This window comes from Steroidobacter cummioxidans (genome assembly GCF_003104955.1).
The window spans coordinates 125,670-150,436 of record NZ_LSRW01000009.1 but is presented as its reverse complement, the minus strand read 5'-3'; the positions used below and the strand labels follow the sequence as shown (position 1 = coordinate 150,436).

The following is a 24,767-nucleotide window of genomic DNA, read 5'->3' as shown; positions in this document are numbered from 1 at the left end:
CGATCGAGGCTCCCGACGATGCTCGAGGGCGGTCGCAAGACCGCCCTCTTGCTTTGCGAGCCTGGCGTGCGTAGATGAAATTATCTTTCGTTGAGCACTAACCAAAGTTAGCCGTCAGGCGCTCGCAACCAGCCGGTAATGCTGTAGCGAGCCTGTCCCGCCGCCGCGGGCGTAACGTAGCTCACGCTATGTTTCTGCGGCACGCGGAATAAATTCAGCACATTGAATTTGGGCACATAGCCCTCCGCGACGTGACCGTCGCGGTCGATGAATTGCAGAGTGCCGCCCCAGTCGGCGCGCCACTGCGGGGTGAAGCCAAAAACATAAGCCGCCAGGCGGCGCTTGCCCGCGATCGCATCGTCGTGCTCGGTGAGAAAGTGGCCGGGCAGATATCGGGTGGCCTGGCTGTCGGCAAAGGCGATGTCCTGCAGGCCAGTGGCATCGCGTGCGAATTGCAGGAATTCCTGAGAATTTAAGAACTCGTGCATGGCCAGCAGCGGATGCGCGCGCTCGCCGGCCTGATAAAGGTCGTAAATTGGAAAATTCTCGAAGACGTACTGAAAGCCGCGCTGGGACTGCTCCAGCATTTGCCGCGACATTGTCTCTCTTTGCTCTGGCGACAGGAGCATCAGCTGTTGATGCGCGAGGTCCAGGTGCCGCTGGCCTACGTTGAGCGATAGCTGCCAGGGCGTGTGAGCGCTGAGCTGCGTAAACAACGCTTCGGCGCTCGCTGGCGCGAGCGTGTCGGGAATGTGGACTCGGCCTTGCGTCTTGAAGACTTGGGCGATCAATCGCCGGTCCAGTTCGGGGCGCAATTTGATCTGCATGGGTCAGGGTCTGGTCGTTGTACGCGTAAATCTTACAGATCGGGGTTTTCGAAAGGCTGTGCCAATTGCGAGACTGACGTTGCCTGTGTACAACGCGCGCGCCCGACGCATCACTTTGTGCTCGCCATCCCTTACTTAAGTAAGTGATTTACAACTGACAGTGCCGCGGAACTTCCGCGAAATCCGCTTGTTGCCGCGAAACCATCAGTTGTATGCTCCGCACACTTCGGTCCACCGCTGTCGGCTCGTCAGTCCGCCGGCTGTTGCGCATCGATCACGATCAGCCTCATTCACGCAGCTGAAAGGCTCTACAAAATCTTACCTCTTGCAGGAGGAGCGGAAATGAAATCGACCAGTAATTCCCTGCGGTACGCAGTTCATTGCGTGCTGCTGGCCAGCGCGGCAACGGCGCTGCCCGCCTTGCCGGCGTTGGCACAGGAAAGCGACCCGGCTGCCCGAGGCATGGAAGAGGTGGTGATCACCGGTTCGCGCATTCGTCGCGTTGATGAAGAAACCGCGAGCCCCGTATTCGTGATGGATCAGAGCACGATCGCCAACAGCGGCGTGCAGACGATGGGCGATCTGATGATGCGCGTGCCGGCCATCTCCGGCGCGGCCACCAACCCGCAGGTCAACAACGGCGGCGGCACCGGCGAATCGAACGTCGAGCTGCGCGGCCTCGGTGCCCAGCGCACGCTGGTGCTGTTGAACGGCCGTCGTATCAACGTGCTCGGCGCGAACGGCACGACCTCGGCCGTCGACATCAACATGATCCCGATCAACATGATCGAGCGTGTCGAAGTGCTGAAGGAAGGCGCGGGCGCCGTGTACGGCTCCGACGCCATTGCCGGCGTGGTGAACTTCATCACCAAGAAGAACTTTCGAATTTGGCGCCGAAAGTCAACGTCGAATACGGCCAGACCGGCAAGAGCGACGGCGAGCGCGAGTCCGCCAGCCTGACGCTCGGCTCGAGCGGCGAGAAGTTGAGCGTGGTCCTGGGTGCCAACTACAACAAGCAGAAGTCCGTGTCCGCGGCCGATCGCGACTTCTCCTCGGCTGCGTTGTACCTGTACGGTGGCGAAGTGATCGCGGCTGGATCGAGCCGCACCAATGTGGGTCGTATCCGCCTGCCGTCCGGCTCGGCGCTGCGTAACACGTTCGCGACCCCGGATGGCCCTTGCACCAGCGTGGCCCGTAACCCCGGCGCCGCGGGCAATGCGGCCGACCTGGCGAACTATCACTGCTTCGGCGGTTCCGACTTCTACAACTATCAGCCGTACAACCTGCTGATCACTCCGTCGGAGCGCAGCAGCTTCTTCACGATGCTGAACTACAAGATCAGCGACAACGTGGAGGCGTACGGTGAGGTGGTCTACAACCGCACCACCGCCGGTTTCGAGCTGGCTTCGCTGCCGTTCGACGCCAACGCCGATGACATCATCATTTCCTCGCAGAATTACTACAACCCGTTCGGCTTCGACTTCGGCGGCGTCGAGGGCTTGAACCCGAACATGCAGTCGCGTCTGGAAGCGCTCGGCAATCGCCGCAGCGAAGCCCAGACCGACAGCACGATCGCGAACATCGGTCTGCGCGGCGACATCGCCGGCAGCAGCTGGCAGTGGGACGCGGGTGCGCAGGTCGGCCGTATGGGTCAGACCGTCAACATTTCCGGCTATCTGCTGGGACCGCAGCTGGCGCAGGCGCTCGGCCCATCGTTCGACGCGGGTGGCGGCAACATCGTCTGCGGTACGCCGGGCAACATCATTGCCGGCTGTACCCCGATCAATATCTTCAACGTCGAAGATCCGGCGCAGATCGCAGCGCTGCGTGACATCTCCACCAACTATCGCACCGACTACGTCTACGAGAGCCAGGGCTTCTCGCTCAACGCCAACGGCGAGTTGTTCGACCTGGGCGCCGGCTCGGTGTTGATGGCGGTAGGTGCGGAATACCGCACTCAGCGCGCCGACTTCGAGACCGACGTGCTGACGCGCGGTAAGCCGCCGTTGTATCTGTCGTGCTTGCTGGCGCAGGAAACCTGTACCGGCGATTCGCACGCCAGTTACAACGTGCGCGAGGTGTACACCGAGTTCTTCGTCCCGCTGCTGAAGGATCTGCCGGGCGTGCAGTCGCTGAACCTGACCGCCGGCGTGCGCTACTCGGATTACTCGATGGACTCCATCGGTGACACCACCAACGCGCAGTTCAAGGTCGAATATCGTCCGACCTCCGACCTGATGATCCGTGGCTCGTACGCGCAGGTGTTCCGCGCCCCCACCCTCCTGGACTTGTCGAAGGCGCCGACGCAGGACTCGCCAACGTTCAATGATCCTTGCACGGGCCTGACTCAGGCGGCTATCAATGCCAATCCGAATCTGGCGCTGGCCTGCCAGGGCGTGCCGCTGCATACGCCGGATCTGCCCGACACCGATCCGAACTATGTGGAACCGTTCGAACAGCCGAACAGCCAGATCACCGGCTTGATCGTCGGCAGCCGCGACCTGAAGCCGGAGACTGGCGACGTCGTCACGTTCGGCGCGGTCTTCGACCCGAGCTTCGCCCCGGGCCTGTCGCTGTCGGTGGACTACTGGCAGTACAAGATCGAGGATCTGATCACGGCCCTGGATCCGAACTTTGCCAGCGATCAGTGCGTGCAGACCGGCAACCCGGCGTTCTGCGGCCTGCAGTATCGTTACCCGCTGACCAGCAACAACGCGGGCCTGCACCAGGTCTTCGTCGAGCCGATCACCAATCTCGGTAAGCTGAAGACCGACGGTATCGATTTCGGCGTGAAGTACGCGCTGCGCGATACGCCGGTGGGCTCGTTCAACATCTCGTTGGACATGACCAGGATCAACAGCTACCAGAACACGCCTTCGCCGGGCGCCACGCCGGTGGAGATCGCCGGCACGTTCGATCGGCAGTTCGGCAACTACGCCAAGTGGCGTGGTCTGATGGGTGTGGGTTGGGCGATGGGCGGCTTCGACGGCCTGCTGTCGCTGCGTTATATCCACAGCCTGAAGATCGTCGGCCCGGATGGCGGTTTGACGGATGAGCCGCCGATGAGCATCGGTTCGATGACCTACATCGATGCGACCGTGGGTTACACGTTCCCGACCGACACGAAGATCCAGGTCGGTGGCATCAACCTGGGCGACAAGCAGCCGCCGATCATGTTCCAGAACAACGTGACCAACGCGAATACCGACGTGTCCACCTACGACCTGCTGGGTCGTCGCTGGTATGTCGGCGTGACGCAGAAGTTCTGATAAGCGATCGAGCTTGCCGCCTGCGTGAGCGGGCGGCGGCGATTGAAGGCCGCGCGGCTTTGCCACGCGGCCTTTTTTCTATGTAGTGTGTCCCCCATGACTGAAGCATTACTGCAGCGGGCTGCGCTGTCGTTCGAAGCGAATCAGCTGGCGGCGGCCGAAGCGCAGTGCCGGCAGCTGCTGAGGCTGCAGCCAGGCCATCTCCACGCGCTGGGCCTGCTGGGCGCGATCCTGCACGCGCAGGAGCGCTATCCCGAGGCGGAGGCGGTATTCGCCGATCTCACCCGCAGAATGCCTCGTGAAGGCGCACACTGGATGAATCTTGGAACGGCTCGCCGAGGCGCAGGGAAGTACGAAGAGGCGCTGCATGCCTACATGCGCGCCGCCGAGCTGGGCTGCACGGACGCCGATTTCTATTTCAACGTCGGTCTCACACACCTCGACCGGCGCGACTATGAATCCGCGCGCGTGGTGCTCAAAAAGGCCCTGGATCTCGCGCCCGGCGATGCGCTGATCCGGTCCGAGTACATCAAGGCTTGTTACGAGTCCATGCAGACCGAGGAGGCGCTGGCGGCTGTCCAGGGCTGGACCGATTTCTCGCAGCTCTCGCCTCATCAGCTTGCCGATCTCGGGCAACGCCTGACGAATCTGGGCGATACGGCACGGGCCGAGCGCGTGATCGGCCAACTCGCGGTCAGCGAGCTCGACGTGCACGCGACGCTGACGCTCGCGCAGATCATGGAGCGCACCAATCGTTTGGCGGAAGCCCAGCGACTGATGGAGCGGCTCGCGAGTCATCCGGGTGCCGCCTCGCTGGGCATGGAATTGCTGATGACCCAAGGCCGGATCGCGCAGCGCGCGGGCGATCACGAACAGGCAATCCAGTTGTTTCGGCGCGCACTCGAAGGTGTCACGCAGTTTCACGACCGGCACTTCGCTTTGTTTTCGCTCGCCAGGTCGCTGGATGCAGTGAAACGGTATGACGAAGCATTCACGGCGTTGACCGAAGCGCATGCGTCGCAGGTCGCGCATCTGGACCTGACCGCGCCAACGGCGGTCGCGCGGGGTACGCCGACCTGGGAAATCACCAAATGGAGTTGCGATCCGGCGGATATAGCGCAGTGGGATACGACGGATGCGCCGTCGCTGGAAGAAAGTCCCGTGTTCGTCGTGGCTTTCCCGCGCTCGGGCACGACACTGCTGGAACAAACGCTCGACGCGCACCCGCTCCTGAAATCCATGGACGAGCAGCCCATCGTCCAGGCGGCGCTGGACGACATGCTCGCCGAGGGCGTGAGTTATCCCGAGCAGCTCGGCAAGCTCAGCAGCGGACAGCTGCAGGCAATCCGCGCCCGATATTTCGAGCGTGCGGCGACCAGGATCGAATTCGCTGCCGGCCAGCGTGTCGTCGACAAGAACCCGCTCAACATGTTGCGCCTGCCGGTGATTAAGCGCCTGTTTCCGAATGCGCCCATCCTGCTGGCCATTCGCCACCCGTGCGACGTGGTGCTGAGTTGTTTCATGCAGCATTTCCGCGCGCCGCATTTTGTCCTGCTGTGCTCCGATCTGCAGACGCTGGCCGACGGCTATCGGCGCTCGTTCGATTTCTGGTATCAGCAATCGGCCTTGCTGTCGCCGAACGTGCTCGAGGTCCGCTACGAGAATTTCGTGGCCGACTTCGAGCGTGGCGTGCGCGAGATCGCAGAGTTTCTGCGGCTGCCCTGGCACGACGGCATGCTGGCGCCGGCCGAACATGCGCGCGCCAAGGGCTACATCAGCACGCCGAGCTACTCGCAGGTCGTGCAGCCGGTGAATCAGAAGGCGGTGGGGCGCTGGCGTGCCTACGAGCGCCACCTCGCTCCCGTCATCCCTCAGCTACGGACTTATCTACAGCGGTGGGATTACTCGGATCGATGAACAGCAGGTACGTGGAAATGATGTACTTGTCGCCCGAGGTCGGCGGCATGCCTTCGTGCTGGTACATCCAGTACGGAGGAAACATCAGCAGGCGGCCGGCGCGCGCCGGGATGGCTACGTCCAGCTGCGGAAAACGCGTTTCACCGCCTTGCTCGACATCGTTCAGATACCACAGCAGCACCAGATAACGATTCGCCACATGGTTGATGGAATCGAAATGCAGCTGAAACTGCTCCTGTTGCCCGGCGCGGTAGCGCTTCAAGGTCAGGTTGGAGAACAGCGGCGAGTTGGGGATGGGAATGGCCAGCTCGACGTCGCGGTTGTAGCGCTCCAGCGCTCGATCGATGAGCTTGCGGAACATGCCCTGAAAGGCGGCGTCCGCCAGCCGGCTGACATTCAGCTCGGTCCAGGCCGAGTCCTCCAATCCTCTACGCACGCCGCGGCCGTTGCGCAGCTGGAAGCGCTCCAGCCCGGCGAACGAACCGATCATTTGCTGGCACAGCTGCGGCTCCAGGTCGTGGTCGTACGTGCGGATGTAGCGGCGCAGGTCTGCGTGGCTCATAGACAGCTATAGTAGCGCGGAATGAATTCACCAGACGTCCAAACCCTGTTACAGCAAGGTCGGCTCGATGAAGCGGAGCGGCTGGCGCGCCAGTCATTGCAGCTGCGGCCGGGCGATGTGGAGTCGCTCAATGTCCTGGGCTTGATCGCTCTGCGCCGGGGGCAACTGCCACGCGCGCAGCAGTTGCTGGAATCGGCCATCGAGTCTCATCCCAACCATGCTTTGAGCTGGCATTACCTCGGGCGGGTGCACGACGCGTCCGACAATGTGGAGGGAGCGATTGCCGCTCACGGTGCCGCGATCAAGCTGGCGCCGGGCATGTTCATCGTCCGCTTGCACTATGCGATTGCGCTGGAACGCGCCGGCCAGAACGAGCAGGCGGCCATCCAGTATTTTCGCGCCAGCAACGACGCGCAGGCGCAAGGCCGCTGGACCAGTCCCGATACCACGGCGCCGGCGTTGCGACCGATGGTGGAGCACGCCGTGCGCATGGTGAGAGCGACTCGCAAAGAGACTTTCGCAAAGCTGCTCGAGCCGTTGCGGCAAAGATTCGGCGCGGATTCGCTCGAACGCATCGAGCAGGCCCTGCGCATCTATTTCAGGGAAGAAGCCCCGGTGTTCCCGGACCCGCGTCAGCAACCGACGTTCTTCTATGTCCCAGGCCTGCCGCCCGCCGCCTATCTGGATCGAGCACTGTTTCCCTGGATCGAACAGCTCGAAGCGCAGACCGACGCGATTCGTCAGGAGTTGTTGCGGCTGCTGCCGAGCGCTGCCGGGCGAGAGCGGGTGTTCACGACCGAAGCCATCGAGCAACAGAACCTGCGAGGGTTGCAGACCCCGCCGAGCTGGAACGGTTATTACTTTTACCGGCATGGCGAGCGTCGCGCCGACAACTGTGCGGCGTGCCCGGTGACTGCAAGCATGCTCGAAATCCTGCCGTTGTCTCATGTGCGCGCTCACGGGCCGGAGGTGTTGTTCTCGGTGTTCACGGCGGGCACGCATTTGTTGCCGCATCGAGGCGTGACGAACACGCGCTTGGTCGGGCATCTGCCGCTGCTCGTGCCGTCCGACTGTGCTTTGAATGTCGGCGGCGAAGTGCATGAATGGCGCGAAGGTCGTGCCGTGATTTTTGACGATACTTATGAGCACGAAGCCTGGAATCGCAGTGACCGCACGCGCGTCGTGTTGATCTTCGATATCTGGAATCCGCATCTCACTGCAGCAGAGCGCGCTGCCATCGAGCAGCTCGTGCCGGCGATGGGCGATTTCCGGACCGCGGCGGAGGCGGCGTAATCGTGCGTCTGCCCAGACCGTTTTTTCGTTTGCCGTTGCGTTTCGATGTGGAACGGTTGCGTGCTGAAGCGGCGGCGCTGCCTGCTGAGGCATGGGTGCGCCATCCCAACGATCTCAAGGGCAATAGCGCGGCCCGCTTGATCAGCGTCGACGGCGGTGAGAACGACGAGGTCAACGGCCGCATGCAGGCGACGGCGCACCTTCAGCAGTCGCCATACATTCGCCAGATTCTGGCGAGCTTGGGTGTCGTGTGGAGTCGCTCACGCTTGTTGCGACTCGCGCCCGGTGCAATCGTGCCCGAGCACGCCGACATCAACTATCACTGGTTCACGCGCGTACGTCTGCACATTCCCATCGTGACGCGCCCTGAAGTGCGCTTCTATTGCGCCGACCAAGTCGTGCACATGGCGGCGGGCGAGGCGTGGGTGTTCGATAACTGGCGCTCGCATCGAGTCGAGAACTTCACGCCCGATGAGCGCATCCATCTGGTCGCCGATACTTCGGGCAGCGCCAACTTCTGGCAACTGGTGGCGCAAAGTGACAATCCCGCCGCGCAGATACAGCAGGTCCCCTACATTCCGGATCGTCAGATGGCGCCGCTCCTGGAGCGCGCGAAGCTTGCGGCGGTAATGACGCCGGGCGAAGTGGACTTCTTGATTCTCGATCTGCGCGCCGAGCTGGTGGCTCAGGACAATGGTCCGGACGGTCGCGCACGTCTGGTCCGATACCACGGCATGTTGGAAGCATTCTGCAAAGACTGGCGGCAGCTGTACGCGTTGTATGGCGACGAGCCGGAAGGTTGGCCGGAGTTCACTCGTCTTCGCGACGGCATGCGGAACACGTCGCGCGAGTTGGCGGAAGGGTTGATGATGCGCACGAATCGCGTGGCGGCTCACCAAGTGCTCGAGGGGCGAGTGCTACGCGCAATGCTTTCGTTGCCCCAGGAGTCAGTGAGCGCGTCGGCGCCGATTCAGCCGTTGCGTGTGCGCAAGCCGAAGATCGAAGCGCCCATTTTCATCATGGCGGCACCGCGTTCCGGTAGCACGCTGTTGTTTGAAACATTGGCTGCGAGCTCACAACTATGCACGGTCGGCGGCGAGGCGCACTGGTTGGTGGAGGGCATCGAGGGGCTACGGCCGGGGACGCCGGGCATCGACTCGAATCGTCTGACCGCGGAACATGCTACGGACGCCATTGCTGAGGACATCCGTGAGGAGATTCTGTCGCGGCTACAGGATCATGCCGGCCAGGTTTTGCAGCAGCCCGGTGAGCGCCGCTTCCTGGAGAAAACGCCGAAGAATGCATTGCGGATTCCATTCTTCAATCGCATTTTTCCCGATGCGCGTTTCGTGTTCCTCTGGCGCGATCCGCGAGAAAACATCAGCAGCATCATGGAAGCCTGGCGTTCCGGCCAGTGGCGTACGTATCCGAAGCTGGAAGGCTTCGACGGCCCCTGGTCGATGCTGTTACCCCCGGGCTGGCGCAGCATGAACGGCCGCCCACTCGCCGAGATAGCTGCGTGGCAATGGCAACAGACCAATGCCCGGATCCTCGACGATCTACAACTATTGGGCCATGAACGCTGGGCGGTCGTGCAATATGATGACTTGCTTCGCGATCCGGCCGGCACTATCGGTAAGCTATGCGAGTTTCTGCGTTTGCCGGTAGATTCAGCGCTGGCGCAACGTTTATCTGTGCCTCTGCCGCCGTCCCGTTACACATTGACCGCGCCTTCGGCGGACAAGTGGCGCGCGAACGAAGCGCAGATTGCGCCGGTGTTACCGGCCGTTCAGGCCACGTGGGATAGGTTGCGAGCATTGCGTTCGGAGTAGGCTCAAGGAGAGTCGGTCATGATGCTTCGTCAGGTCTGGTTGCTGGCCGTCGCGGTTGCCACGACGGGTCAGGTGTTTGCACAGCAGGTCGCCCCGGCCCAGCCCGCGGCGCCGCAATCCGCAACCCCGGCGCCGCCGCCTGCGGGCGCCAAGCCGGTGAGTGAGACACCGGTCGCCGCGGCGACCGACGCCAAAGCAAATCCGCTGGAAGGCGAGATCGACGCCGACAAGATCATGGCCATGCAGAAGGCCGGCTATCAGATCAAGAACGAGAACGGTCAGATTCTGCTGTGTCGCCGGGACCCGCAAACCGGCTCCCGTCTGCGTCACAAGACTTCATGCATGACCGCGCGCGAATGGGAGCAGCTGCGGGCAGACAACGAGCTGCAGCTCAAGGCGCTGGAACGTCGGCCGCGCATGACCAAACAATGATGGCCAAACAATGATGGCCAAACAATGATGGAATGAGTCGCGGCTACTCGAACGAGTAGCCGTGACGCTCGATGACGAAGCGATCGCGCTCGGCCACCAGTTGCGCCAGTTCGGCATCGTAAAGCTGGCGATGCGGCGCATGCTCCGAAGTATTCAGCGCCGGCGCGGTGTTCATGTAGTCGCGCAGCGCGGCTGTCACAGGCTCACCTGCCGATTCCAATAGTGGCGGCACTTCATCGCGCAAGTGCTCCATGCGCGCCAGCTTTACGGCTGCGACGTCCGGCCCGTACAAGTATCGATACAGAAACGAATAGAACCCGAGGCCGCTGCCGCGAATCGGCGCCAGCGCAAAGCTCGGCAGATTCAGTCCTTGATTGATGTAGGCCGCGGGCAGGGCGGCGAGCGCCCGATCCAACAGTGTCGGGTCGCGGTCCAGATTCAGCATGTTCCGAATGGTCCCGGCGAAATCCAGCGTGCCACCCTCGCTCAGTGTTTGAAACAACGCATTCGGCCGTGGCCGCGAGCGCTGAAAGCTGTACCACGAGACGTAGTAGCTCCAGGGATTTCTCACCAGTCCCAGCAACGGCAATGCCGTGAACTGCGCGGGAAGCATGCAGCGGGGCAGGTGATAACCGATATGCCTGGCGCCAGCGACGTGCTGCAGGAGACCGGCGTTTACAAATGTACCGCCGGACTTATGCAGGTGCAGGAAGACGCAGCGAGGGGTGACGATCATCCCGCGGCGTGCGTGGCGAAATGTTGATCGACCGCGTCGTTGTGCCGGCCGAGATTGCGCTCACCCGACGCCATGAGTGCCAACAGCGCGGGCGTCGGCAGGAAGTCACAAATCATGTGGGTGCGCGATCGATTCGGGTCCGCATTCCATACTGCGTGCGGTGAGCTGTTGTTCAACACCCAGATCTCACCGGGCTGCATGCGGTAGGTGAACTCGCCCGCGATCATATAGACGAGCTCATGCGATTCGATCGGGAAATGCAGCCGCAGCGTCTTGGCGAAATACGGCGCACGATCGATGTGCGGATCGATGGATACCCCGCCTGGCATGCGAGCTAGCAAACATCGTTGCGGTGGGGCCGGGATCAGTTGTTCGATGATCTCGCGCGCATACGGCAGCAAGGCGAGCGGCTCACGATCCTCGATCGGCAGTGCTCCTTGCGCTGGTGCATACCCCCGAAGAAACAAAGCCTCGGCGTTGCGATGGACGCCGACGCGTCCGCCGGTCGAGCCCCACAACGTCGTCGGTAAGGCCGCGACCTCAGCTGCGAGCCGCTGCGCATCGAGCCGCACAGGCAGACGCAGACAGCCGCCCACCAGCGCGGTCTTGTCGATGATGGGATGGCCGGGAAGGTCGAGCATCGTTCGTTAAGGCTGGGCCGCTGTGAGCGCGGCGTGAATGACCTGGGCGCCGGGCGTGATTTTCAGGCGCGCCGCCGTGCCGGCGGGCAACTCGACCACGCCCAGCACGATACCGCCGGATTCGATGGTCTTCAGCGACAGCGGCTCGGTGTTCTGGACGACCTTGATGACCTTGCCGTCGGCGGCGACGAACAGCATATCCAGCGGGACGTAGGTGTTCTTCATCCACATGGCCACCGACTGGGGCTGCGGATAAATGAACAGCATGGAGTCGTCGGGCCGCAGCTGCCGGATGAACATGAGGCCACGCGCCCGGCGCTGATCGTCGTCCGCGAGCCAGCTGTTGAAGCGATGCAGGCGCGCGTCCGGGGTTGCGATCTGAATGGTCGAGCGTTCGAAGACTCGATCCAGGTCGCCGACCGTGACTTGGGGTGCCGACTGGCCGCCGGGCGCCTCGGTGCCATGGGCCTCGCCGCCCAGGAGCATGCAGATCGCAAACGCCGGGGCGAGCCGCCGCCAGGCAGACAGGGTGAACGTTGTGGTCATTGCTGTACCGTCCGGCTTTGTGCCGTCATCGCTGCGCCTGCAAGTGTTTCATCGTCGTCCTGATCCTCGCTGTCGAAGTCGACCCGGCCTACATAGTCGAAGCGTGACAGCAGGATGACACCCTCGCCCCGCACCGCCCGGGCGGGGTGTGTACAAAAGCCGCGTGCGGTGATGCGGTACGAACGGGACCGATGGGGAATACCGACCAGCGGCTCCTGCCGTACCTCATCGAGCGTGCATTTGTTATCACCCTGGGTACTGTAAAACTCGCCCAGGCCCTCTCGTATGACAGTCACGTTGACTGGCAGCGTCCGGGCCGACTGGCCTTCGCGCAATCCGGCAACGCCGAACAACAACACCAGACGGCCGCCGTCGGCGCCGTCTTTGTGACTAAACCGTACTCGGATACCACCGTCGGGTCGCACGGCGCCGGTGCACTCGGTGCCTTCGTTGCCCCAAACGAGTTCTGCCTGTACCGCGCCCGACAGCCTGGCCTTGAGATAGCCACGCCCGTCCGGCAGGCAGGTGGCTGCCACCGGCCCATTGTTAGCGTTGTCAGTGACTTCCGCCGGCGACTGTGCATGGACCTTGCAGGATAGTCCCAACGTTAATCCTGAGATGATCGTTACTGCGGGCAGGCAGCGACGCCAGCCCGCAAGGTGCGAGGAGCCGCAGTAATGTCCGAGCGCGAGGACGACGTCGTTATAGAACCGTTGCAGCATGCCAGTATGCTTACTGTGGATGCGGGGTTCCGGCAAACTGTGGCGCCGGAGCCGCACCGTCCTGGGTCCTTCGAGGAAGAGGATGGCGAGCAACCCACAATGCCGAAGCCGCGCCCGCGAGGCAAGCGGCTGCGGTCGTCGCCGACACTGAAGTCGGCCAACCCAACGGCTGGTCTCCGTGCCAACGGGACTGCCCGACGCGAAGCGAGATTTCGTGATATGGACGATAGAGCAGAGCCCGCTCGATCGAAGGAAGGCCTGGGTCAACGACGCGCCGAGACGCAGGCCAGGACGCGTCGCTACGTCAGCCGGATCACCCGCAATACGCTGGCGGTGATCATGGCCGGCGGCCGCGGCGAGCGCCTGAAGCATCTCACCGATTTTCGCTGCAAGCCGGCCACGCCGTTTGGCGGCAAGTTCCGCATCATCGATTTCGTGCTGTCGAACTGCGTGAACTCGGGCATCCGCCGCATTCAGGTGATGACCCAATACAAGTCGCATTCGCTGATTCAGCACATCCAGCGCGGCTGGGGCTATCTGCGCGGTGAGTTCGGCGAGTTCGTCGAGATCATCCCGGCGCAACAGCAGATGGGCGATTTCTGGTACCGCGGTACGGCCGATTCGCTGTACCAGAACCTGCAGATCATCAAGCTGCACAATCCCAAGCACATCCTGGTGCTGGCGGGCGATCACATCTACAAGATGGACTACGGCGTGATGCTTGCGTCGCACGTGGCAAAGCGCGCGGATATCACGGTTGGCGTGGTCGAGGTGCCGCGAGAGCAGGCCACGGCGTTCGGCGTCATGAGCGTCGATCCGGACTATCGGATCACCAAGTTCTCCGAGAAGCCCAAGGAGCCCGAAGGCATCCCGGGGCGCGAGCACGTGGCGCTCGGGTCGATGGGCATCTATGTATTCAAGGCCAGCCTGCTGTATCGATTGCTCGAGGAGCAGGCCAAGCGACCGGGCACCTCGCACGACTTCGGCAAGAACATCATTCCCGGCGCGCTGAATTCGCTGAAGGTGTTCGCCTATCCGTTCACGGACAATGAAACGCGCGTGCAGCACTACTGGCGCGATGTCGGCACGGTGGATGCGTTCTATGACGCCAACATGGAGCTGGTGCACGTCAATCCGGAGCTGAACATCTACGACGAGCAATGGCCGATCTGGACCTACCAGCGCCAGTACCCACCTGCGAAGTTCGTGCTCGATGAGGACGGACGGCGCGGCATGGCGATCAACTCCATGGTGTCCGGCGGCTGCATCATCTCCGGCGCGACGGTGAATCAATCGCTGCTGTTCTCGAATGTGCGCGTGAATGAGCGCAGTTATATCGAGCGGTCGGTGATCTTCCCGGACGTGGCCGTCGGCGCCGGCAGCACCATCAAGCGTGCCATCGTCGATACCGGTGGCGTCGTGCCCCCCGGCACTCAAATCGGCGTCAATCGCGAAGAGGATGCGCGCCGCTTTTATATGAGCGAACAAGGCGTCGCGCTGGTGACGCGGGACATGCTGGCTCGGCTGCAGCAGCCGTAGGCAGGGATTGCGGCGAGGGTCTGCGTCACATAATCCGGGCGCGGCCCTCTGCTATCCTCCGCCCCCAAGTCGCTCTTGGGGGAACAGATGAACAAGCTTCTCGCCCGTTGCCTGCTGATTCTCTCGCTGGTCATCGGCATCAATGGCTGCAGTGCCCTGCGCCCCGAGATGCAGGCGCCGCGGCTGGCGCTGGTCAGTGTCGCGATGACGTCCGCGGACGTTTTCAATCAGCAGTTCCTGGTGCGCATGAACGTCGAAAACCCCAACAATCGCGAGCTGCCGATCACGGGCCTGGACTACAAGCTGTTCCTGGAAGGCGACGGCTTTGCTGAAGGCATGTTGAACAGGCCGTTCGTGGTGCCGGCCAATGGCGAGACCGATTTCGACGTGACGGTGCGGACCAACTTCGTCAGTGGCGTCGGCCGATTGCTGTCGCGGCTCAATGGCCGCACTCAGGTGAACTACACGATCGAGGGCAAGCTGCTCACCGACATTCGGTTCCTGAAGAAGATTCCGTTCTCGGAATCCGGCAGCGTCAATCTCGCGGTCGTCAGGTAACTAGTCCCACTTCCCGGTGAGGTCGCGATACAGCTGCACGTACTCGCCGGTCTGCCGATCCCAGGAGAAATCCTGGGCCATGCCGTTGCGCATGAGCTGGGTCCAGCCGTCCTGATCCTTGAAGAAGTCGAGCGCGGTGTGGATGGCCCACTGCACCGCCGGCACATCGAAATCGTTGAACACGATGCCGGTGCCCTGGCGCGTCGCCGGATCCCACATCTGTACCGAGTCCGCCAGGCCGCCGGTACGCCGGACGATGGGGGCCGTGCCGTACTTCAGGCTATACATCTGATTCAGCCCGCACGGCTCGTACTGCGACGGCATCAGAAACATGTCGCTGGCCGCTTCGATCAGATGTGACAGCTCTTCGTTGTAGCCGCGATGGAACACGACGCGGTCCGGGAAGCGCTGTTGCAGGTGGACGAAGAAGTTCTCGTAATGCGCCTCGCCGCTGCCGAGCGCGACCAGGCTCATATCGCGCGTCTCGAGAATCTGGGGCAGCGAGTCGAACAACAAGTCGAAGCCCTTCTGCACCGTCATGCGCGAGACCACGCCGATCAGCGGCGCGCTGTCGCTCACCGACAGATTCAGCCAGTCCAGCAGCGAGCGCTTGGTGAAGCGCTTGCCCGACAGATTCTCCGGCGAATAGTGGTGTTTCAGATAGCGGTCGGTGGCGGGATTCCAGTCGCTGTAGTCGACGCCATTCAAAATACCGACGACGCCATCGGCGCGTGAGCGCAGCACTCCATCGAGGCCGTGGCCGCCGATCGGCGTGCAAATTTCCTTGGCGTAAGTCGGGCTGACCGTCGTGACCCGATGCGCGTGGCGCACGCCTTCGCGCAGCCAATTGAATGCGCCTCCCGCCAACGTCTCGGGCGACAACAGATAACTCACGTCACCGCCGAGGTCGTAAGTCGTGCTCGCCGGGAACACGCCCTGATAGCCGATGTTATGAATCGACAGCACCGAGCGCGTGGCCGCGAACAGGCTGTCCCAGGCGTACAGACTTTTGAGCATCATCGGCATGAGCGCCGTGTGCCAGTCATTACAGTGCAGGATGTCCGGCGCGAACTGCATGCGCTGGCAGGCATCGAGCGTGGCTCGTTGCAGCACCAGGAAGCGCAGATGCTCATCGACGTCCGACGTGTAGATCGAGGGCCGATCGTAAACTTCCGGACAGTGCACTAAATACAAAGACACCGAGGAGTTCGGCAGCCGCGATTCGAGAATCGTGAACGAATAACGATGCGCGCCCAGCGCCAACGACACGTCGCGCGCTGCGGCCATCGGTGGCGCGTCTCGCAAGGCGCCGTGGCTCATGCTCGAGTACAACGGCATGAACACCCGTACATCGTGACCCAGCGCATGCAGATGACGCGGCAAGACGCCGGCCACATCGGCAAGCCCACCGGTCTTGGCCAGCGGGGTGATTTCCGAAGCGACGAAACAGATCTTCAGCGGCATGCGTGCGCGGGCGGAGCGTCAGGACTCGTCGGCGTCGCTCTCGGGAGCCTGGTCGCCCTTCTTGCTCTTGGTGTTGTTGGTTGGAGTGTCGCGGCCTGGGTCGCGGGGCGGCGCGAACGTCGCCAGCAGCGTCTCCTGCATCTTGGCCCACAGCTCGAGGTTCTGTCGAGCCAGCTCGGCGAGCGGATTGGGCGCGCCATTGTTCGGGCTCATGGTCCGATTCAGCTGCGCCTGCATGACTTCCTGCTGGCGGATGAAGGTCTCGACGCTCTTTTCGAGGTAGCTGCTGAAGTAGCCCTGCATGGAGTTGCCATAGAAGCGGATCATCGATTCGAGCAATGAGGTCGAAAGGATGGGGCGGCCGAATTGTTCCTGATCGGCAATCACCTGCAGCAGCACGAGGCGCGTGATGTCCTCGTTGGTCTTGTCCTCGATCACCTTCACGCGCGTGCCGGCGATCACCATGTTGCGGATGTCGTCGATCGTGATATGGCGACTCTGCGCAGCGTCGTACAAGCGACGGTTCGCATATTTTTTGATCAGTCGTTCTTCGCTCATGCTCAGCTCGACAGGCTTTTGGCGCGCTCCGGCATGTTGGACACAATGCGACCCGCGCCACGGCGCTGGGGGCGGGCTACTGTAGCGATGCCCATTTGGCGGTGCAACACGCTTGCACCACGCCAGATGCGCGGGACCGGTAGACCATTGATAATGCCTGGCGATGAGCGACGGGAAGCGGCAATGACCGAGTCGAAAAACGACGGATCCGACTGGATCCAGGCCTGGATCCAGCAGCAGCGCGAGCAATTGCGTCGTGCCGGCATGCCAGGCGCGGACGCAGCAAGCGCGGCGGGCGGCGCTGGCGTCTCGGATCAGTACCGTGATCTCGGCATGCGTTGGCTGGAAGCAGGGCAGGCTTACATGCAGGGTTGGCAGCAGTTCGCGCAACGAAGCGCAGGCGGCGCCGCCGCTGGCGAGACCCCGCTGAAGTTCGGCGAAGAGATGCTCAATGCCTGGCAAGGCACCTGGGCGGGCGCCGCTTCGGCGGGTGAGGGCGCGACTCGTCAATTTGCCGACCTGATCTCGCGATTGCCGGCCGTGGGGCTGGCCCGCGAGCAGACCGAAGCGTGGCGCGAGCTGCTGGCCGCGCAGTCCGAATATCAACACCTGGAACAAGAGCTGCGCACGGTGTGGGCCAAGGTTCAGACCGATGCGCTGGCCATGCTGGAAGTGGCAATTCGCGAGCGTCGCCAGAATCAAGGGGGCGCCGCGCCGGGCATCGAGGATTATCGAGAGCTGTATAACCTGTGGGTGGAGTGCGGAGAAAAAGTGTTCGCCCAGCTGGCGCACAGCGAGTCGTACTGCAAGCTGCAAGCGCAACTCGGCAATGCCGCCATCCGCTTGAAGGTGCGCCAACAGGCCGTGTTGGAGCGCGCGCTGAAACAATTCGATCTGCCGACGCGCTCCGAATTGAACACGGTGCATAAGCAGATGCGCGAGTTGCGGGAGCGTATCGCCACGCTGGAAGCGCAGTTGGCCGCCGCGCGTGGCGAGGAACGATCATGAGCGAATTCACTCCGGGGTCGGCCGCGCTTGCGGCTGTCACCAACGATTTCATGCGCCGCATGTCGCAGGGCCTCGCGGCGCTCGCGAATGCCGGCGATGTCACCATTGGCAGCTCCGCCAAAGACGCGGTCTTCACTGAAGACAAAGTTACGTTGTATCGCTATCGGCCGTCGGAAGTTGTGGCGCCCGAGAATCGAGTGCGCGCGCCGCTGCTGATCAGCTACGCGCTGGTCAATCGCCCGTACATGATGGATTTGCAGGCCGATCGTTCCTTGATTCGCGGTCTGTTGCAGCGGGGCGTCGATGTTTATCTGATCGACTGGGGTTATCCCGACGGCGCCGATCGGTATCTCGCGCTGGAAGACTATGTGTTGCGTTACCTGCCGCACTGTGTGGACTTCGTGCGCCGGGCGAGTGGGCAGGATCGGATCAATCTGCTCGGCGTTTGTCAGGGCGGCTCGATGAGTCTGTGTTACGCGGCGCTGCATCCGCAGCGGCTGCGCAATCTCATTACGATGGTGACGCCGGTGGATTTTCACACGCCGGAGAACCTGCTGACCAAGTGGGCAAAACATGTGGATGTGGATGCGCTGGTCGCGGCCAGCGGCAACGTTTCGGGCGATGCGCTCAATGCGTTGTTCGTGAGCCTGATGCCGTTCCGTCTGAACAGTCAAAAGTACGTCGATCTGTTGCATCAGCTCAACGATCCCAACACCAGCGGTGCGGCGCTGGAGAACTTTTTGCGCATGGAAAAGTGGATCTTCGACAGCCCCGATCAGGCCGGCGAGATGTTCCGCCAGTTTCTGACACTGTTCGTGCAACAGAATCGGCTGAAGAACGGCACGCTGCAGGTGGGCGGCCGCCCGGTGGATCTGAAACAGATCACCATGCCGCTGCTGAACATCTATGCCATGCAGGATCATCTGGTGCCGCCGTCGAGCAGCAAGCCGCTGGGCGAGCTCACCGGCAGCAGCGACTACAGCACGCACGAGTTTCAGGGCGGCCACATCGGTATCTATGTGAGCGGCACGGCACAGCGACAGATTCCGGACAGAATTGCCGGCTGGTTACGCGAACGAGATGACGAAAGATAGTGCCGCCCCAGGTACATGGATGTACCCGCCACTGCAGGTGGCGAGCGACTGACAAAAGTCGCGCCTTTTGTCGGACGCACGCCGGGCGGGGCAGGAGCCCCGATCCGGCGTCAATCAAACAGCAGTTGTTGACGCCGTTTCACACCGCGCGCAATCTGCCGATCCTCCCCAAAACCAAGTAGTTCCTCACCATGATCTACGACAACATTCTCGGCACCATCGGCCGCACCCCCATCGTCAAAATCAACCGGCTCGCGCCAGCGCACGTCACGCTGTACGCCAAGTGCGAGTTCTTCAATCCGATGGCGTCGGTCAAGGATCGTCTGGCCATCGCCATCATCGAGGATGCGGAGCGGCGCGGCACGCTCAAGCCGGGCCAAACCGTCGTTGAAGCCACTTCGGGCAACACCGGGATTGCACTGGCGATGGTGTGCGCGGCCAAGGGTTATCCATTCGTTGCGGTCATGGCCGAAACGTTCTCGGTGGAGCGTCGCAAGATCATGCGTCTGCTCGGTGCGAAGGTCATTCTCACGCCGGCCGCCGAGCGTGGCTCGGGCATGGTGCGCAAAGCCAAAGAGCTGTCGGAAAAGCATGGCTGGTTCCTGGCGCGCCAGTTCGAGAATCAGGCCAATCCGGAATATCACCGCAACACCACCGGCCCCGAAATCCTCAGCGACTTCGCCGGTCGCAGGCTCGATTTCTGGGTCACGGGCTGGGGCACGGGCGGCACGCTCACCGGCGCCGGCGAAATGATCAAGAAGGCGCGCCCCGATGTGCGCGTCATCGCAGCCGAGCCGGCTTCGGCGTCGCTGCTCGCGGGTGCCGAGTTCAAGCCGCACAAGATTCAGGGCTGGACCCCGGATTTCGTGCCAGGCGTGCTCAATCGCTCGGTGGCCGATGAGATTCTGACGGTGACCGATGACGAGGCCATTCAGACGTCACGTCAGCTCGCGTCGAAGGAAGGCATCTTCTGTGGTATTTCCGCCGGCGGCACGGTCGCGGCTGCGTTGAAAGTCGCGCACAAGGCACCGCAAGGCTCGGTCATTCTGGCGATGCTGCCGGATACCGCAGAACGCTATCTGTCGACGCCGCTGTTTGAGGGAATCCCGGACGCGTCGGACGCTGAACCGACCATTTAAAACATTACGTTTCTGTCAGCCAGCGCGCGCCCCGCGGTTCAGATTTCTGATTCGTGGGCGCCTGCGCGCCGATTTGCGATTCTTTGCAACGTTTGCAAATAGTCGTACGAATTTTCGCATGATCGTTGCGGAGACAATCCGCACCGCAACTGGGAGAATGGTTCGCTCTCCCGGCAAACATTCGTGGCGGATTCGTGAATCGCAATAGCATCGTAGCGGTTGCATTGGCTGTCGTGCTCGGCGCTGGCGCCTGGTACTACGTCGGGCGCTCTGGCTCTGGCGCGGGCCAGGGTCCGGCTGGCGCACGCGCTCCTGGCGCGCGCGAAGTGCCGGTCGTGACGGCTCCCCCCAAACTCAAGGATTTCGCGCTCGAGGTCGAAGCGCTCGGCACCGTGCGCGCCAAGGAATCGGTCGACATCACCGCCAAGATCGCCGATCGGGTCATCGCCATCCGTTTCGAGGAAGGCAAGCAGGTCCGCAAGGGCGATGTGCTGGTCGAGCTCGACAATATGGAAGCGCTGGCCGATGTCGCCGCTGCTGAAGCGGCCGAGCGGGACAGCCGCAGCCAGTACAAGCGCAGTCAGGAGTTGTTCCAGACTCAGGCGCTGTCCGCGGCGCAGCTCGATCAGCTCGAAGCGACCATGCTGGCCAATCAGGCGCGCGTCGCCGCTGCGCGCTCGCGGCTCCGGGATCGGATCATCACCGCGCCGTTCGACGGACGGGTCGGTCTGCGCAATGTGAGCTTGGGCAGCCTGGTGAGTCCGGGAGGTGTCATCACCACGCTCGATGATCTGAGCGTCGTGAAGATCGACTTCGCCGTGCCGGAACTGTTTCTTTCCAGCCTGAGGCCCGGCTTGACGGTTGCGGCTCAGACCCCCGCTTATCCGAACGCCGCTTTCAAAGGTCGCGTCGACAGCGTCGACACGCGCGTCGATCCCACCACGCGCGCCATCGTCGTGCGCGCGTTCGTCGACAACCAGGATGGCCGGCTGCGACCGGGCATGTTCATGACCCTGCGCCTGGTGCGCTCCGAGGGCAAAGCACTGATGCTGCCCGAGACGGCCATCGTGCCGGAGGACAGCCGGCACTTCGTGTTCGTCGTCGAGGAGGGCCGCGCGCAGAAGCGTGAAGTAACCGTCGGCCGTCGTCGGCCGGGCGAGGTCGAGATTCTCAAAGGTGTGACCGAGCAGGACGAGGTCGTGATCGATGGCACGATGAACGTACACAACGGCACGCCGGTGATCGCGAATTCGGCAACTGCTTCCCAGGCCGCAACATGATTCTTTCGGAAATCTCCGTTCGCCGCCCCGTCTTCGCGATGGTGGTGAGCTTGTTGCTGACCATCATCGGCTTGATGGCGTTCAGCCGGCTCACGGTACGCGAGACGCCCAACGTACAGCCGCCCATCGTCAGCATCGACACTGTGTATCGAGGCGCCTCGGCTGCGGTCATCGAATCGAAGATCACTCAGCTGATCGAAAATCAGATTGCCGGCCTGGAAGGTGTCGAGACGTTGCGCTCGTCCAGTTTCGACGAGCGTTCGCGCGTCACCATCGAGTTCGCGCTGGATCGCGACATCGAGTCGGCCGCCAATGACGTTCGCGATCGCGTCGCGCGCGTCGTGCGGCAGCTGCCGGAGGAAGCCGAGCAGCCGCAGATCGCGAAAGTCGATACGTCGTCCGAGCCGGTGATGTGGTTGGCGCTGACCAGCGTCAACCGCACCCAGCTGGAGCTGACCGACTATGCGGATCGTTATCTGGTCGATCGCCTGTCGGTGGTGCCGGGCGTTGCAAGCATTCGCATCGGCGGCGAACGGCGCTATGCGATGCGCGTGTGGCTGGATCGCAAGGCCCTGGCGGCACGCCAGCTGACCGTGCAGGACATCGAAGACTCGCTGCGTCTGGAAAACGTCGAATTGCCCGCCGGCCGCATCGAATCGCTGGAACGCGAGTTCACGCTGCGCACCGATACCGGCTTCCGCACGCCCGAGGATTTCCGCCAACTCGTCGTTGGCCGCGGTGCCGACGGTTATCTGGTGCGACTCGGCGAAGTCGCGAGCGTCGAGGTTGCGGCCGAAGATCTGCGCTCGATCGCGCGCACCGACGGCAAGGCGGGCGTGAGTCTCGGCATCGTTCCTCAGTCCACCGCCAACGTGCTCGATGTTTCCGAGGGCGTGTATGTGGAAATGGCCGAGGTGCAAAAGACGTTGCCGAGCGACTTGAAGCTGGACATCAGCATCGACGATTCGATCTTCGTCAGCAAATCGATCTACGAGGTGGAGCACGCGCTGGTCGTCGCGCTGTTGCTGGTGCTGGTGGTCATTTATCTGTTCCTGGGCACGGTGCGCGCCACCATCATTCCGGCGGTGACGATTCCGGTATCCATCATTTCCGCTTGTATCGTCATGGCGATCGCCGGATTCTCGGTCAACGTGCTGACCCTGCTCGGCGCGGTGCTCGCGATCGGCCTGGTGGTCGACGATGCGATCGTCGTGCTCGAAAACATCGTACGACGCATGGAGCTGGGCGATGCGCCGCTGCTGGCCTGCGTGGACGGCAGTCGCGAGATCGGCTTCGCGGTCATCGCCACCACGCTGGTGTTGATGGCGGTGTTCCTGCCCATTTCGTTCATTCCCGGCAACGTCGGCCGGTTGTTCGGCGAGTTCGGTATCACGATCGCCGCGGCCATCGGCATCTCGGCGCTGGTGGCGCTGACGCTGGTGCCGATGATGTGCTCGAAGATTTTCGCAAAGGGCATCGTGCGCGGCCGTGTGGCGCATGCCGTCGATCGGTTCTTCCAGTGGTTGTCGAGGATGTACGAGCTCAGCCTGCGGCGCGCACTGGCGGCGCCGCTGATCGTCGTCATCTCGGGTGTGCTCGCGATCGGCCTTGCGTTCGTTTTGTTCAAGGATCTGCCGTCCGAATACACGCCCACCGAAGATCGTCAGCGCGTGTTCATCCGAGTCACCGCGCCGGAGGGCTCCAGCCTGCAATATCTCGATCGTTACCTGCGGCAGGTGGAAGAGGTGGTGATGGAAGAAGTGGAGCGCGGCAACGTGCGTCGCTTCAATTCCCGGGCGCCGTCTTTCGGTGGCTCCGACATGAGCTCGGGCTTCGTCTCTTTGAATTTGAGCGACTGGAGCGAGCGCAAGGAATCGGCGCAGGAGATCGCCGCCCGGTTGCGCAAGCGGCTCGCCAATCTGGTCGGCGTGCGCATCAACGTCGGCATGCCCGGCGGCCTGGGTATTCGCGGCTCGGGCATTCCCGTGCAGGTGGTGCTCGGCGGCAGCGACTATGAGGAGCTGGCCAGGTGGCGCGATATCATTCTCTCCAAGGCGGCCGAGAATCCCGGGCTCACCAACCTCGATTCGGATTTCTACGCGCGCAAGCCGCAGATCCGCGTGATGGTTGACCGCAACCGCGCCGGTGACCTGGGCGTGTCGCTGACCGCAGTGGGCCGCACGCTGGAAACAATGATGGGCTCGCGCATTGTCACGACGTATCTGGATCGTGGCGAGCAATACAACGTCATCCTGCAGGCCAAGGACACGGATCGCGCCACCACCAGCGATCTGACGAACATCTATGTGCGCTCGTCGACCACCCGCCAGCTCGTGCCGCTGTCGAATCTGGTCCAGATCGAGGAGACGGCCGGTCCGACCGAGCTGAAGCGCTTCGACCGCCTGCGCTCGATCACCCTGTCCGCCAACCTCACGCCCGGCTATTCGCTCGGCGAGGCGCTCGGTTACATGGAGAATCTGATCCGCACCGAGCTGCCGGCGCATGCGGTGATCAACTACGACGGCGAGTCTCGCGAGTTCAAGCGCTCCGGCGATGCGTTGTATATAACGTTCATGCTGGCGCTGCTGATCGTGTTCCTGGTGCTGGCGGCGCAGTTCGAAAGCTTCCGCCATCCGCTGATCATCATGATGACCGTGCCGCTGGCGGTGGCGGGTGCGTTGCTGGGGCTGTGGCTGACGGATCGATCCATCAACGTCTACAGTCAGATCGGCTGCATCATGCTGATCGGCCTGGCGGCCAAGAACGGTATTTTGATCGTGGAGTTCGCCAACCAGCTGCGCGACCGCGGCGTCGAGTTCTACGAATCGATCGTCGAGTCTTCCGCGATCCGTCTGCGGCCGGTGCTGATGACCAGCTTGTGTACGGTGTTCGGCGCAGTGCCGTTGTTGGTCGCTTCGGGTGCCGGCGCCGAAAGCCGCAGCACCATCGGCTCGGTGGTCGTCTACGGCGTCACGTTCTCGTTGCTGTTGACGCTGTACGTCGTGCCCGTGATCTATGCCTTCGTCGCCCGCAATACGCAGTCGCCGGAGTACATCAGTCACATGATCGACAAGCTGCGCGCCGCGGCCGGAGCAAAGCCGCTCGCCGCGCCGACACAAGCCGACGAACCAAGCTGAGGGAAACCAAGAGAACCCAGGTACATGGACGTACCCGCCGCCTTTGGCGGCGGCGAGCGGCAAAAGGTCACGCCTTTTTGCCAGCTCGCTATCGGGGCGACAGGATGCCCCGATCCCCAAAAAAAATGAGCCGGTAGGCTGCAACACATACCGGCTCGTGTCCCAGAGTGGCTTGCACCACTCTCGCAGGAGGACGGTGTATGAGACCACGGC

Annotated in this window: 21 protein-coding genes; 13 read left to right on the top strand and 8 right to left on the bottom strand. The window is 62.6% G+C overall.

Going from position 1 to position 24,767, the window contains the following annotated elements:
• Positions 1-107: 107 nt before the first annotated feature.
• Positions 108-827 (bottom strand): 2OG-Fe(II) oxygenase, encoded by a 720-nt coding sequence (locus tag D0550_RS06685; protein WP_116808331.1) that lies wholly within the window; start codon positions 825-827, stop codon positions 108-110.
• Between the two features lie 342 nt (positions 828-1,169).
• Between D0550_RS06685 and D0550_RS06680 the strand changes: the two genes are divergently transcribed.
• The 3 genes from D0550_RS06680 (at position 1,170) to D0550_RS06670 (ending at position 6,013) form a co-directional block, all read left to right on the top strand.
• Complete coding sequence (locus D0550_RS06680; protein ID WP_116808330.1) at positions 1,170-1,787, top strand: TonB-dependent receptor plug domain-containing protein; 618 nt, start codon at positions 1,170-1,172, stop codon at positions 1,785-1,787.
• Positions 1,715-4,096 (top strand): TonB-dependent receptor, encoded by a 2,382-nt coding sequence (locus D0550_RS06675; RefSeq protein WP_116808329.1) that lies wholly within the window; start codon positions 1,715-1,717, stop codon positions 4,094-4,096. Before D0550_RS06680 ends, D0550_RS06675 begins: the two co-directional genes overlap by 73 nt.
• A gap of 96 nt (positions 4,097-4,192) precedes the next feature.
• Positions 4,193-6,013, top strand: coding sequence for a tetratricopeptide repeat-containing sulfotransferase family protein (locus D0550_RS06670; RefSeq protein WP_116808328.1), 1,821 nt, complete (start codon positions 4,193-4,195; stop codon positions 6,011-6,013).
• On the opposite strand, the gene D0550_RS06665 is transcribed toward D0550_RS06670, so the two are convergent.
• On the bottom strand, positions 5,961-6,575 hold the full coding sequence (locus tag D0550_RS06665; RefSeq protein WP_116808327.1) for a 2OG-Fe(II) oxygenase: 615 nt from the start codon (positions 6,573-6,575) through the stop codon (positions 5,961-5,963). The two genes, D0550_RS06670 and D0550_RS06665, sit on opposite strands and share 53 nt — an antisense overlap.
• Before the next feature lie 21 nt (positions 6,576-6,596).
• On the opposite strand from D0550_RS06665, the gene D0550_RS06660 reads away from it, so the two are divergent.
• Genes D0550_RS06660 through D0550_RS35170 form a run of 3 tightly spaced genes read left to right on the top strand, consistent with a single transcriptional unit; the run spans position 6,597 to position 10,132 of the window.
• Positions 6,597-7,868, top strand: coding sequence for an aspartyl/asparaginyl beta-hydroxylase domain-containing protein (locus tag D0550_RS06660; protein ID WP_116808326.1), 1,272 nt, complete (start codon positions 6,597-6,599; stop codon positions 7,866-7,868).
• Between the two features lie 2 nt (positions 7,869-7,870).
• Positions 7,871-9,700, top strand: coding sequence for a sulfotransferase (locus tag D0550_RS06655; protein ID WP_116808325.1), 1,830 nt, complete (start codon positions 7,871-7,873; stop codon positions 9,698-9,700).
• 18 nt (positions 9,701-9,718) lie between these two features.
• On the top strand, positions 9,719-10,132 hold the full coding sequence (locus tag D0550_RS35170; RefSeq protein WP_116808324.1) for a hypothetical protein: 414 nt from the start codon (positions 9,719-9,721) through the stop codon (positions 10,130-10,132).
• A gap of 43 nt (positions 10,133-10,175) precedes the next feature.
• Here the strand turns inward: D0550_RS35170 and D0550_RS06645 are convergent, their stop codons facing one another.
• From D0550_RS06645 to D0550_RS06630, 4 genes are read right to left on the bottom strand one after another with little or no spacing between them, the layout of a single operon-like run.
• A complete protein-coding gene (locus tag D0550_RS06645; protein ID WP_116808323.1) occupies positions 10,176-10,868 on the bottom strand; it encodes a hypothetical protein in 693 nt (230 codons plus the stop codon).
• On the bottom strand, positions 10,865-11,509 hold the full coding sequence (locus D0550_RS06640) for an aspartyl/asparaginyl beta-hydroxylase domain-containing protein (protein ID WP_116808322.1): 645 nt from the start codon (positions 11,507-11,509) through the stop codon (positions 10,865-10,867). The genes D0550_RS06645 and D0550_RS06640 overlap by 4 nt, the downstream gene beginning before the upstream one ends.
• A 6-nt stretch (positions 11,510-11,515) precedes the next feature.
• Positions 11,516-12,055 carry a DUF192 domain-containing protein gene (locus tag D0550_RS06635; RefSeq protein ID WP_116808321.1) on the bottom strand — a complete coding sequence of 180 codons (540 nt, stop codon included), beginning with the start codon at positions 12,053-12,055 and terminating at the stop codon, positions 11,516-11,518.
• Positions 12,052-12,870 carry a hypothetical protein gene (locus D0550_RS06630; RefSeq protein WP_206606132.1) on the bottom strand — a complete coding sequence of 273 codons (819 nt, stop codon included), beginning with the start codon at positions 12,868-12,870 and terminating at the stop codon, positions 12,052-12,054. Before D0550_RS06630 ends, D0550_RS06635 begins: the two co-directional genes overlap by 4 nt.
• A 126-nt stretch (positions 12,871-12,996) precedes the next feature.
• Here D0550_RS06630 and glgC point away from each other — a divergent pair, with 126 nt between their 5' ends.
• Together glgC and D0550_RS06620 are read left to right on the top strand one after the other, a co-directional pair.
• Positions 12,997-14,316, top strand: a complete 1,320-nt coding sequence (gene glgC, locus D0550_RS06625; protein ID WP_116808375.1) for a glucose-1-phosphate adenylyltransferase — start codon at positions 12,997-12,999, stop codon at positions 14,314-14,316.
• An 87-nt stretch (positions 14,317-14,403) separates the two neighbouring features.
• Positions 14,404-14,874 carry an LEA/WHy family protein gene (locus D0550_RS06620; protein WP_116808319.1) on the top strand — a complete coding sequence of 157 codons (471 nt, stop codon included), beginning with the start codon at positions 14,404-14,406 and terminating at the stop codon, positions 14,872-14,874.
• Here D0550_RS06620 and D0550_RS06615 read toward each other — a convergent pair whose 3' ends face one another.
• Entirely contained in the window at positions 14,875-16,338 is a 1,464-nt protein-coding gene (locus D0550_RS06615) for a glycogen synthase (protein ID WP_116808318.1), read from the bottom strand.
• Between the two features lie 18 nt (positions 16,339-16,356).
• Positions 16,357-16,896, bottom strand: coding sequence for a polyhydroxyalkanoate synthesis repressor PhaR (phaR, locus tag D0550_RS34605; protein WP_153067072.1), 540 nt, complete (start codon positions 16,894-16,896; stop codon positions 16,357-16,359).
• 183 nt (positions 16,897-17,079) lie between these two features.
• Between phaR and D0550_RS34600 the strand changes: the two genes are divergently transcribed.
• The 5 genes from D0550_RS34600 to D0550_RS06590 all read left to right on the top strand — a co-directional run bounded on the left by D0550_RS34600 (position 17,080) and on the right by D0550_RS06590 (position 24,554).
• Positions 17,080-17,904, top strand: a complete 825-nt coding sequence (locus tag D0550_RS34600; protein ID WP_161965672.1) for a poly(R)-hydroxyalkanoic acid synthase subunit PhaE — start codon at positions 17,080-17,082, stop codon at positions 17,902-17,904.
• On the top strand, positions 17,901-18,998 hold the full coding sequence (phaC, locus tag D0550_RS06605; RefSeq protein WP_116808316.1) for a class III poly(R)-hydroxyalkanoic acid synthase subunit PhaC: 1,098 nt from the start codon (positions 17,901-17,903) through the stop codon (positions 18,996-18,998). Before D0550_RS34600 ends, phaC begins: the two co-directional genes overlap by 4 nt.
• Before the next feature lie 191 nt (positions 18,999-19,189).
• On the top strand, positions 19,190-20,137 hold the full coding sequence (gene cysK / locus D0550_RS06600; protein WP_116808315.1) for a cysteine synthase A: 948 nt from the start codon (positions 19,190-19,192) through the stop codon (positions 20,135-20,137).
• Positions 20,138-20,331: 194 nt separating this feature from the next.
• Complete coding sequence (locus D0550_RS06595; RefSeq protein WP_161965671.1) at positions 20,332-21,417, top strand: efflux RND transporter periplasmic adaptor subunit; 1,086 nt, start codon at positions 20,332-20,334, stop codon at positions 21,415-21,417.
• Positions 21,414-24,554: an efflux RND transporter permease subunit gene (locus D0550_RS06590; RefSeq protein ID WP_116808313.1), complete on the top strand. Its 3,141-nt coding sequence runs from the start codon at positions 21,414-21,416 to the stop codon at positions 24,552-24,554. Before D0550_RS06595 ends, D0550_RS06590 begins: the two co-directional genes overlap by 4 nt.
• Positions 24,555-24,767 lie beyond the last annotated feature (213 nt).